The 11,570-nt window shown below is 39.3% G+C and carries 8 protein-coding genes and 1 tRNA gene; 6 read left to right on the top strand and 3 right to left on the bottom strand.

Going from position 1 to position 11,570, the window contains the following annotated elements; genetic code table 11:
• Positions 1–20: 20 nt before the first annotated feature.
• Together C0582_02485 and C0582_02490 are read right to left on the bottom strand one after the other, a co-directional pair.
• Entirely contained in the window at positions 21–503 is a 483-nt protein-coding gene (locus tag C0582_02485) for a hypothetical protein (protein ID PLX29873.1), read from the bottom strand.
• A gap of 8 nt (positions 504–511) precedes the next feature.
• On the bottom strand, positions 512–1,990 hold the full coding sequence (locus tag C0582_02490) for a leucyl aminopeptidase (GenBank protein ID PLX29874.1): 1,479 nt from the start codon (positions 1,988–1,990) through the stop codon (positions 512–514).
• Positions 1,991–2,186: 196 nt separating this feature from the next.
• Between C0582_02490 and C0582_02495 the strand changes: the two genes are divergently transcribed.
• From C0582_02495 to C0582_02515, 5 genes are all read left to right on the top strand, one after another.
• A complete protein-coding gene (locus tag C0582_02495) occupies positions 2,187–4,598 on the top strand; it encodes a hypothetical protein (GenBank protein PLX29875.1) in 2,412 nt (803 codons plus the stop codon).
• Between the two features lie 33 nt (positions 4,599–4,631).
• Complete coding sequence (locus C0582_02500; GenBank protein PLX29876.1) at positions 4,632–5,768, top strand: hypothetical protein; 1,137 nt, start codon at positions 4,632–4,634, stop codon at positions 5,766–5,768.
• A gap of 209 nt (positions 5,769–5,977) precedes the next feature.
• On the top strand, positions 5,978–9,034 hold the full coding sequence (locus C0582_02505) for a hypothetical protein (GenBank protein ID PLX29877.1): 3,057 nt from the start codon (positions 5,978–5,980) through the stop codon (positions 9,032–9,034).
• 165 nt (positions 9,035–9,199) lie between these two features.
• Positions 9,200–9,276 (top strand) — tRNA-Met (locus C0582_02510).
• 130 nt (positions 9,277–9,406) lie between these two features.
• Complete coding sequence (locus C0582_02515) at positions 9,407–10,135, top strand: glutaredoxin (protein PLX29878.1); 729 nt, start codon at positions 9,407–9,409, stop codon at positions 10,133–10,135.
• Between the two features lie 198 nt (positions 10,136–10,333).
• Here C0582_02515 and C0582_02520 read toward each other — a convergent pair whose 3' ends face one another.
• Positions 10,334–10,957, bottom strand: coding sequence for a hypothetical protein (locus tag C0582_02520; GenBank protein ID PLX29879.1), 624 nt, complete (start codon positions 10,955–10,957; stop codon positions 10,334–10,336).
• Between the two features lie 337 nt (positions 10,958–11,294).
• Between C0582_02520 and C0582_02525 the strand changes: the two genes are divergently transcribed.
• A complete protein-coding gene (locus C0582_02525; protein PLX29880.1) occupies positions 11,295–11,552 on the top strand; it encodes a hypothetical protein in 258 nt (85 codons plus the stop codon).
• Positions 11,553–11,570 lie beyond the last annotated feature (18 nt).

An 11,570-nucleotide genomic window follows, 5' to 3' on the forward strand; every position in this document is an offset into this window, starting at 1 on the left:
CTTAGAACCCAAAAACAACCCTAACTTGCCTTTCTTTCAAAGGTCTTTTCCCACTTTCCTTCAAGACTCTGCGTCCAATAAACACACGGTGTCTTGTTTTTGCTGAACGCCTGCCATCGATCTCGTGCTTGCTGAACGTCTGTTTCAAGCGTGCCATCAAACATATCTACAACGCGTTTGATTTTTTCAGAAATCTCTTCAACAGGATACGGGCTCAGAGCCACCAGCACATCAAAGTCATCACTCTTTGACAGATCATTGCTCAACCAAACGGGGGAAAAAGATAGCTTTTCTGGCGAATCACTGCCCAACACACCATGCGGGATAAATGATAGCGGCGTATAGGTCCAAAGCACGCGGTCCAGCTCTTGCAAAAATCCCCTATCTTGATGAAAGATAAAAGTCCGCAGACCCAAACCATAAATCTTATCAACCAAAGCTGGCAGTGAATCCAGGACACCTGTCTTTTGAAGATGGTAAAATGCTGCTTGCTCCAAGGACATGCCGTTTATTAAACTTCGTAATGGCGTTTAACAAATTCATTCAAAAGCTGAACACCAAAACCATAAGCCACATGACCACTTAATGGATGCGCTTTCTCACCCCACGCTGTTCCGGCGATATCTAAATGCACCCAGGGCTTGCCTTCTACGAAACGTTGCAAGAAGTGAGCAGCCGTCGAACTCGATGCTTGACGCGGACCACAATTGTTAACATCAGCAATCTTTGAATCAATGAGTCGATCATAAGCTTCACAAAGCGGCATCCGCCAAACTTTTTCATTCAAGTCCGTACCAACTTCATTCAACTGTTGCGCCAACGTATCATCATTACTAAAGAGCCCCGCATATTCATGACCAAGGGCAATCACAATGGCGCCCGTTAAAGTGGCTAAATCAACCAAACATTTTGGATCATAGTTTTTAACGGCATAGTTGAGAACATCGGATAAGACAACTCGCCCTTCAGCGTCTGTATTGGTTACCTCAATAGTTTGACCTGAATAGGTCTTAATAATATCTCCAGGACGATAGGCATTACCATCTGGTGAGTTTTCAGCTAGACCAACCAATCCCACAACATTGACCGTTGCTTTTCGCAAGGCCAGAGTTTTCATCAACCCAGTCACAACAGCTGCACCGGTCATATCATATTTCATCTCATCCATTTTGGCAGGAGGCTTCAAAGAAATCCCGCCGGTGTCAAATGTCACCCCTTTACCAACAAACGCCATCGGTTTTTCGGTGCTAGGTCCATTGTTCCATTCCATGATAGCAACCCGGGGTTTATGAGAGCTTCCTTGGCCCACCGCCAAAATAGCGTTCATCCCCAAAGATTCTAATTTTTTGTCATCAAGGATTGTCACCTTAACACCTAGTTTTTTAAGCTCTTCGATACGCTCACAAAATGTTTCTGGGTATAAAACATTGGGGGGCTCATGCATTAAATCACGCGTCAAGAACATGCCCTGAGCAATACTCTCTTTTTCCGCGAGGTTTTTTTGCACTGCTTCCTCATCACTCACAATCAATGTCGTGCTTTCTAAGTCAAAAAAAGGTTCTTTTTGTACTGTTTTATATTTTCTAAAAGCGTAACTGCGCAGCTGCATACCAAATCCCAACTCTGCAGCAAAATCAGTTGATTGTTTAGAGTCTTCCATGCAAGGAGCAATGACTGAGGTATCAGAACATTTATATTTAAGCAGCGCCACATAGAGTTGCGCGCCTACTTCACGGATATGATGGCTTTTAAGTTCCTCAGCCTTGCCCAATCCATAAAAAACCATAAAACGATCTGTGAGCGTGACCCCCTGAAAAGTTGAACGTTTACCCGTGAATTCAAGCATCTTAAGAAGAGCTTTTGTTTGTTCTAAATTAATATCTAATTTTTCGATGTTAAAGTCCTGATCCTCAAAGACAGGAACACAGGTGATTTCTGTTTTAAGTGCGTTATGTGTCGTTAAATTCAGTCTGATCATAGGATCTCCCATTTTTTTTAAGGAATAAAATGCTTATTTGCATATTCTTGTGCGTCTACACTATAAAAAACTTATTAAATTCAATCAATAAACAAATCAAAGCACCATTGGTTAATGAATGATTAAAAAAATTTAAAATTTATATAAAAACATACTTGAAATTATTATTTAAATAGATATCTATAATTTAAATTTTTTTGGAATAATTATGGGTTATTTTCGCATATTTTTGACTTTATTAACATTTGTATCTTTTTTTGTTCAAGCTGCTAAACCAGGTGAAGCCAGCCCCGCAGAAGACAATATTAATTTCATTAGAATGTCGCGGGCGGAACAAGATGTTCCACTGACATTTTGTAAAAATTTACGAACTTTTTATCAGACACTCGGGCAACATTGTCTGTATTCGATAGCCGAGCAAGTCAATACTTTTTATGAGAGTCCTAATAATCAGCCTCCTGTTACGGAAACTGCACTACAAAATAAAATTGCTGAAGCCAACCAATCACTAACCAACAGCATGATTGCCACTCAAAAATTCACCTCTCATCAAATAAGCGAATTCACAGCAAAACAAAAAGCCATCCTTAATTTTATTAAACATGACTTTTCTCCTGAATTTCAGGAGAGCACTAGGTTAACCTATATATTAACTCAGGCAATATCAAACAATAAGTCTTTAAAGAAGACAGATGAGATCACTTCAAAAAGTCTAGCAGAGATTGGATTAGAAAATGATTTTTTAACAGAGACAAGAACGCTCTATCAAAACTTTTTAAATAAACTTGCTCAGCGTCAATGCTTGTTGATATCAGATTTGTGGACAGTCGTTCAATTTTTTTACAAAGCTCAAGATGTTTATGTTGGCACCAGCCAAATGAGGACATATCCACAGCTCCTAAACCTTCTAAATGATTTTCCTGAAAAAGTGATATCTCGTGATGATATCACCCAAGTCTCCATTCCTTTTCATAAAGAATTTTATAGAGATGACGAAGAGTATACCCTAGACCAATACAACTTATTGGAAAAAACCAGCGCCAGCCAACTAACTCTAAGCGAAGCCCTTTATTTAGAAGAAAATTACACCTGTCACTCTGTATTTGAATTACCATCAGAAAACTCACCTTTTTCTCCTAAACAGCTTTCTCAATTTAAAAAAGACGTACAAAAAGATGGCTGTGTGTTTAGCCCAAGAAATCTTGCTCCAATAGAAGGGCTGAAAAGTAATATAGACAGCTCCACAGCAGGCTTATCTGCGCTTTTTTATAATAAGGGATTGCCTGTTCAAAATGCGGTCCATTGGCTTTCTCAAGGTCAATTGACAATCCCTCAAGATCCCAAAGATTTTAAATATCTGACCTTTAAAAACCTTTTTCTTATTACGGACGCCTATGAATTAGCTAAAAACACCGGAAGCATAAATGATGAACTTCAATTACTTTCCACAATCCAGAAAAATGTAGAGAAAAGTAAAAAATCTTTTCTAGAGAGCATGGAAGAACATTTCAACGAAATAAATGATTTTGAAAAAAAATTTCAAACTTTATTAGCTCAAATAAAAGAAGCACAACCTGATAAGAAACCGGTAGAAGCATTAAGAAAAGAATTAGAAAAATTCAAGATCCAACTCAAAAAATTTGACAGCAACCTAAAACGATCTCCCCTATTGGAACAAGAAAAAAAATGGAATGAAGCGATTAATGATTTTTCCCAACATATAGAACAGTTGAAGAAAAACGATCCAGAATCCTTTGCTTCCGAAAGAATGAAAAAGTTTGAAACACAAAAGGAAGAAGCAGCGGAAGTTAAAGAAAAACGCTTAAGCATTGATGAAAAAAAACAAACTGCACAAGAGCAATTGAAAAGGATTGAAGATGAATTTAAAAAATTAGAAGCAAGCTATCTTCATAAAGCTCAGGAAATTGCAGACAGAAATGCTGCTGAATTACTTGCAGAACTTGCAGAAGAAGCACACAGCAAACAGTCAAAAAAATCCAAACACAAGGCTAAACGCAAAGCAGAGGCTGAAGCCAAACATCAAGCGGAAGAAGAATCCCGTCAAGCTGCTGAAGCTGAGGCCAGACGCCAAGCTGAAGCTAAACGCAAAGCAGAGGCTGAAGAAGAGGCGAAACGCAAGGCTGCTGAAGCTGAAGCAGATGCTAGCCGTAAGGCTAGAGACACCAAACGTAAAAGTAAGGCTAAAGCAAAACGCAAAGCAGAGGCTGAAGCCAAACGTCAAGAGGAAGAAAAAGCACGTCAAGCTGCTGAAGCTGAGACCAGACACCAAGCTGAAGCAAAACGCAAAGCTGAAGAAGAAACAAAACGCAAGGCTGCCAAAGCTGAAGCAGACGGCAAAAGCAAAGCTGACGCTGAAAAACGCCTTGCAGAGGAAGAAGCGCTATTAGTTAATCGGATACAGCAAGCTTTATTAGAAAAGAAAAGAGAAGCTGAAGAAGCAGCGGCGCAAAAAGAAAAAAAGCCAAGATCTGCAACCTCTCAACGGCGCGCTCTCCCCACTCAAGAACCAAGATTTCGCAGTCATGGAAATGTGGGACCCATAACGCCCGCTGAAGCTGACCATACTCATCAACGTCAAGGTGAGCGGCTTAGATTATAATATAATGAGAATACACAAGCAAGCCTTGAAAATTTGAAAAAAGATATCCCCCATCTAAGGGATGCCGAGACTATTGATGAAATTGAAAGTCGAATTCAACAAGTAATAGAACTTGCGAAAAAAGATGACAATTTGGATTTGATCAATGAAATCGAAAACGATGTTCTAAAAAAGTTAAAAGACCAGAAAGTCCTGTTGTTAAATAAAAGAGTTTCTGAGGAAGAAAAGTCAAAAAGCTCTCACCCTAATCAAGCATTATCGGGTCAGCTTATGAAACTATTAAATCGCTCAGGTCCATCTTCAGAGGTTGTTCAAGAAAGAGATGAAGAGGGTAAACTTCATAATGATGGCCACTCCACTCTGACTAAAGAAGACAGTTATCAAGAAACCCGCCAGCAAACTGTCGAGCAACATCCCCCAGCTCAAAGCAGTCGTGCGCCTATGGCAATAAGCCCTGAGGAGATCACAAAGAAGATCGCCTCAGAAGACCCTGCAGCGGAGGAGAGAGCAAAGAAAAAAGCCGAAGAAGCGATTGCAAAAGCGAAAGAAGAGCAGAAACTTGCAACAAAACCACTAGGGTTTAACATTGAAGCGGCAGAATTTCAGGCCCGAAGCCATGGTTCACAAGGGATGTATCCAAGTCAATTCGTCGTTGCATCTCAACAACAAGCAGCCATGCATGCACAGCGGCTCAGAGAACAGCAACGATTGCAACAACAGATGATGGAACAGCAACGATTAGAGCAACAAAAAGTGATAGATCTCCAAGAGCAGCTTGCTGCAGCCAAACGCAAACGTGACCTTCTAATATTGGAAGAAGAGATAAAAAAACTTGAAAAAAGCCTCGAAGAAACTAAACGAGCAGAAATGACTCCATACATGGGACCACAGCCAAGATTTGCTGCAGAAGCCCCTCACTATCTTGCTGTTCATGGCACCACCTATAGCGGACACCCATTGATGATGCCAGCTCCTCAACCAGCATCAAGAGGAATGATTCCATACATGGGGCCGCAGCCAGGCTTTGCAGCCGCTGCTATGCCTTACTCTGCAGCTCATGGATTCCCTATGGTGGGTGGGCAAGCACCTGCATTCTTCTTGCCTGCAAGCACAGCAGCTGCTCAAGGATTTCCCCCATACACAACTCATCCAAGGGGGCCATGCCATTGATAAAAGATGGATTGTATATCCTTTTAGATTTTAAAATTGAAGAAATAGTGAACTGACTTATACGTTTTTTTAGGTATGTTGCATTCAAACAGAATAAGAATAAACTAGAGAGCATGGACAAAAAAGTCCAAAAATTGTAAGAAAGATAAACAATAACAAGTCAAAATCGCTATAGTTGTCAAAACAATTTTAAAAACAGTTTATCCACTATGAAGCATTTATCTTTCTTTTTGTTTGCTTTTCTCATTGTCTGCCAACAATCTCAAGCTGTTGATCCCGCAGATCTTGAGATGCCTGAAACAGCACCTTTTAACCTGGTATCTATGCCTAGAAAGCAGTTAAATGTTGCGCTTCAATTTGCTGCTAATCTTGATAACTTTTATCGGCTTCTTTCAATACGCACTTTTGGATTTTTACCTATTGCGGCCAAACCTCTTTTAGACGGAAGCGGTGCTGCAGGTTCCCATTCAAGAGATTGCTTTCTAGAGATTCATTTGACAGATGTCTACACTCAATCAGAAATATCAAGATCAGAAAATATTTTTCGCGGGGCACTGGCAAAAAGTGAATGCTTTGATCAAAAAGAAATCGATATGCATTCCAAAACATTGAAGAATATTTATTCTTTTGTTCTCAACTCTTTCAAATCTGAAATCGACGAAGCCAAAGCATTGCATGATATTTTTAAAAAATTATTCAAAAATGGATATGAAAATACCAGGGACATCCGGTTAGCAAAAGAAAAAGGATGGGAAGATGCTGGCTTAAAGCCAGAGTTTATTACAAGAGCACGTACGTTGTATCAAAGCTCATTGTATAAAGAAGCAAAACAAAAATGCTTAAAGGTCTTAGACCTATCAACCCTCATTCAGTATTTTTATGGTGAAAGAGAGGTGTTTCTTGATCAAGTGCAATTGAGAACCTTTCCACAACTGTTAGATCTTTTACAGCGCTTTTCTCAAGAGAATGAGGTCAATCTTGAAGAAGTTGCTCAAGTTTCAATACCGTTTCATGGCGAACTTTATCGAGATGCCCCCTCCCTCCAAGAAGATAGAATTGGCATGATGAAAAAAAAATTCTCTAAAAAATCACCCCTAAGTGCATTTTTTATAAGAGAGAATTACGAACTAAAATCCCCCTTTGAACCATCAATCATCAATCATATTTTTACAGCAGAGCAACTTCGTTCTTTTAGAGAAGCTGCTAAAAATGGATTGATTTACAAACCACAGACATTGCCCCCACAAACAGAATCACAAAATCGCACGCATCAAGACAACCTATCAAATCTATTGGCATGTCTCGCTCAATATCAAATATCTTCAGAAAACATTATTTATTGGTTATCCCAAGGGTCTTTTCAAATTCCTGATGATAATAAAGACTATAAATACTTAACAACCACTGAAAAAAATATTTTACGTTTGGCAAATGATTATCAGGAACTGAAACAAAATCTGACAAAAGCATCTAGCCTCTCTCCTGATCCGGCAGTTGTTATTAAAGATATGATCCTTGAATCCCAACAAAAGCTTTCATCTTTCAGGGCCCTGATGCAAACACAAGAAGAGCAACTTGCTCTAGAAGCTGAGACATTAGAAAACAAACTTAAAGAATTTTCGAAAAGTCTTGCAAACACCCCTTTTGATCGCAAAAATCTTTCCGACTTAGAAAAAGAATATAATTCTATGATTGCTGAGAGCAAAGAATTTTCTAAGCGTCATACTCAAGCAGTAAAAGACTGTGAAAATATTTATCCAGAAATTATAGGGGATCAAGAGGATATATTGCAAACCGCGCCATTTGTATTAAAGTCAGCCACTGAAAATCAAAAACTTCTTGATGAGAAAGCTAAAATTGAAAGAGATTTTCCCAATTTCATTCAAAGATTAAATAAAACCTCTCAGCGTGTTTCAGAAACTGCAGAACGCATAGGAAATGCCCTAAAATCCTGGCAAGAAGGATGCCATGCTGCTTTAGACATAAAAGCACGTCAAGCATATGATGAGCTAATCGCTGAGGAAGAAAATCGCAAAGCTGCGGCCGAACGCAAAGCTGCAAAGAAAGCGCAAAAAAAAGCTAAAGATGAGGCCAAACGTCAAGCCGCAGAAGCAGAGGCTGAAGCTAAACGCAAAGATGAGATAAAAAAAGCTAAGAGCAAAGCCAAAGCAGACGTACAACGCAAAGCTAGAGAAGCTGCTGAAGCAGAGGCTGAAGCTAAACGTCAAGCTGCTGAAGAGGCGCGTAGAGATTCTGAAGCTGAGACCAAACGTCAAGCTGAAATAAAAAAAGCTAAGCGCAAAGCTGAAGCCGAAGCCGAAGCACGTCAAGCGGTGCTAGAAGCTGAAGTTAAGAAAAAATCACCGGCAGCAGAAGCTAGACTTAAAGCTGAAGCACAAAAAAAAGTTGTCACAACGAAATCGCCTTCACCTCCAAAGTCATATAGTGAAATGGCAGCACGAAGACTAAGCTATGAACCTCCTCGTGCAGAGCCAGCAAAAAATCTTGAGAATCAAGAAACACCCATAGCGGCACCTGAAACTCCAAAAAAAGAAGAAGTGAATGCAGATGATATTGATGAAATTGAAGAAAAATTACTTGAGTTAAAAAAGAAAATAACTGCCGAATCGAAAAAACCAGAAAGTGATCGCAATAATGATTTAATAAAAAATCTCAAAGCCGCTGAGGCAAGTTTATTACTTAAAAAAAATTTATTAAAAAGTGAATCTACTAGTGATACAGCACAGTCGGCACCGCCCTCTAGTCCAATCAAAAATTCTGCACCCTCAGGATATACTGAACATTATGGTAGGCATGACACTCTCGCCCCTCAAGCACACAACTTACCACAAAACTTTTACCCACAAGCAAGTGCTGCATTCCAGCCTCCTCAGCAATATTCTTACATGCCGCTCGCTCCAACTAACCCAATGATGATGACATCTACTCAGCTCAGACAATTAGCAACACAAGCAGAAATATCTGAACTAGAATCCCTCAAACAATGGGCGGCATACCAACAAGCAAGTATGTTGTTCAGGCAACAGCAGCCAACTTCTATGGCATACAATTACCCCTCTGCTGCTGCGATGGCATACCCTCCTTACTATTTACCAGCCTACCAGCCACCCGGTGGGGTACCAATGCCCTTTTCAGACCCTCATCAATACGTGTTTCAACAAATGTCTCAAGGGCCAAATCCAAACATATCTTGGCCTGGTGGCGTTATCCTCCCTCAGGGAGGTTATTACCCCCCTGCTCCCTAACATTGGTTAAAAGGAAATGGGATAAAGATTTTTTTCATGCATTGTTATCTTCGCTCATCCTCACTGATCCATGTCCTGATCCCTAAAAAACTTTTAAAACTAAAAAAATTCATACGAATACTAGACAGAGCCAAATGACTGTGTTAAAGAATAATACATCCTTGACGCGGGGTGGAGCAGTCCGGTAGCTCGTCAGGCTCATAACCTGAAGGTCGTCAGTTCAAATCTGGCCCCCGCAACCAATTCCCTACTAATACTCCCTTAATTTAATTTAATTTATTTTATGATCATGTAGTTATCATTGATTAATGAATGCGCTTATTTTACCCTAGTTAAAATAATATATAACTAAAAAAACAGGGGGATAGCATCATGTCAGGTAAAAAAGCCGTCGTTTATCGAATGGTTATGGGCAGGCATATATGTCCATATGGATTGAAAGTAGTCGATCTGCTAAAGAGCCAGGGATATAGCGTTGAAGATCATCATCTCACGACCAGAGAAGAAACGGATATATTTAAAGAAACTCATGGTGTTAAAACCACCCCACAAACTTTTATTGATGATAAGCGCATCGGTGGATATGACGATCTTAAAAAATACTTTGGTAAAGCCCATGAAGGAATAACCTATAAGCCGATTATAGCAATCTTTTCAACGACTTTTTTAATGGCTTTATCCGCCGCATGGGCCATGTCTGAATTAACTTTCACCAAAGTCATAATGCTTTTCATCGCATTTAGCATGTGCGTCTTAGCCATCCAAAAATTAAAAGACCTTGAAGCATTTAGTTTGCAATTTCTGGGTTATGATTTATTGGCGCAGAAATGGGTCAAATACGCCTATATTTATCCCTTTATTGAAATGTTTGCAGGTGTGTCTATGATATCAGGATTTTTAATCGTGATTTCTGCCCCGGCCGCTCTGCTGATCGGGATGATAGGTGCGGTATCTGTTTTCAAAGCTGTTTATATCGATAAACGGGAATTGAAATGCGCTTGTGTTGGTGGAAATAGCAATGTCCCCCTTGGATTTATATCTTTGACTGAAAACCTTATGATGATGGGCATGGCCCTTTGGATGCTATTCAGTCTCGCTTAGAATAAACTTCCGCTATTAAAATGACTTTGTTGGGCCAACCATTCTCTGTTGACAGATGTCATCACCTGCGGCAGCCTCCTCATCTGGTTTTTCTGCTTTTATTTTGTCTAGGTGTGCAACCCTAGTGGATGCCAACAAAGGTGCGTCGAGCTGAAAACTTGTGCAAAAAAGTAAAAAAGTTTTTTTTCTTCAAAAAATCTAGGGGACTTCAATTTCGAGAGGTTTCTTCCAATAAATATATTCAGCCGGTGCGTTTTTCATGTCGATAAATTCAAGAGTGTCTATCTTGAGATAGGTTTTGTCTTTTTCTGTAAAAATATCTTTTATAGGATTCCCTGAATCACTGTAGTGTATATATATTTCTGGACCAAAGGGTGTAAGGGTTTCTTTTTCTACGTCATAAAGTTCAAGACGTCCATTCGTTCCATGTCTTGACCCTTCTGGATTTTCTGGTGCCCAGAGGATATATTTCTTATCAGAAATCTGTGTAATTGAAGGGATTGGATCTTGATTTCCTGTCATCCAGCAAAAATTTCGACAAAACTTTTTCCATAACCTTTTTTTGTTATTATATATGGAATAGATTGCCGCAGATGGGAGGTCACTCTGATTTCCGCCTCCTTTTGATCGGCGTTCATCATCATTCAGACGTAAAAAGAAGATTTGTGTTGATCGCACTTTGTTTACAGGCGTTGAAATATAAATGCCTGGTTCTAGTCCCCAAACTTTTGATAGTTTTTGAAGATCATCTCCACTTCCTTGAGCAGCGTTAAGTGCCAGAGAAAATGTTAGATAACAAGCGATTAAAATATAGAATCTCACCGGGTTACCCTCTAATTTTTTGTTAAGTAAACCACTATTTAAAATAAGCCTGAAATAGTCAATAAAATTTATAAACGTGATTGGGTCTGTTGCACTTTAATGGCATTAAAGAGTAAAACTCTCATCTTTATATAAAGATGGCATTGCATTAGAAGCTTTTGTTTTCTTTCCTATCACCTTTTATCCTATCCCAATGGTCTAGTTCTATTAGGACAACCTCTATTTAATCCTAAGACCTAGAATTCATAAATTTTGACCCACATAACTTTTTTATTTATTAATATCTTTCAAATGTCTATCTTCATTTTTTAGAATAACATAAGTGGAGTATTGTTTTATGAACACAAAGTCTTTCATCACACTGGCATTTATAGCCACCCCCGCATCGTTATCACTGGTTGCAATGGACACACCAAAAGAAGCGCAAAATCCTGGAACTGCTGGCAGACCCAGTAGCCCAGTTGAAGGATGTATGCATCTACCCTCTTCTTTATACCAACAAGAGCAAAAAAAACCAGACAACAGAGCAGCCGCCAAAAGAACAACAGGCGGAAACTCTTTAGAAGAAGGTTTGCCAGCTAAAAGATATAAATAAGTCTTTATTTAGACACGT

It is taken from the genome of Alphaproteobacteria bacterium, from assembly GCA_002869105.1.
Taxonomy (GTDB): domain Bacteria; phylum Pseudomonadota; class Alphaproteobacteria; order UBA7879; family UBA7879; genus UBA7879.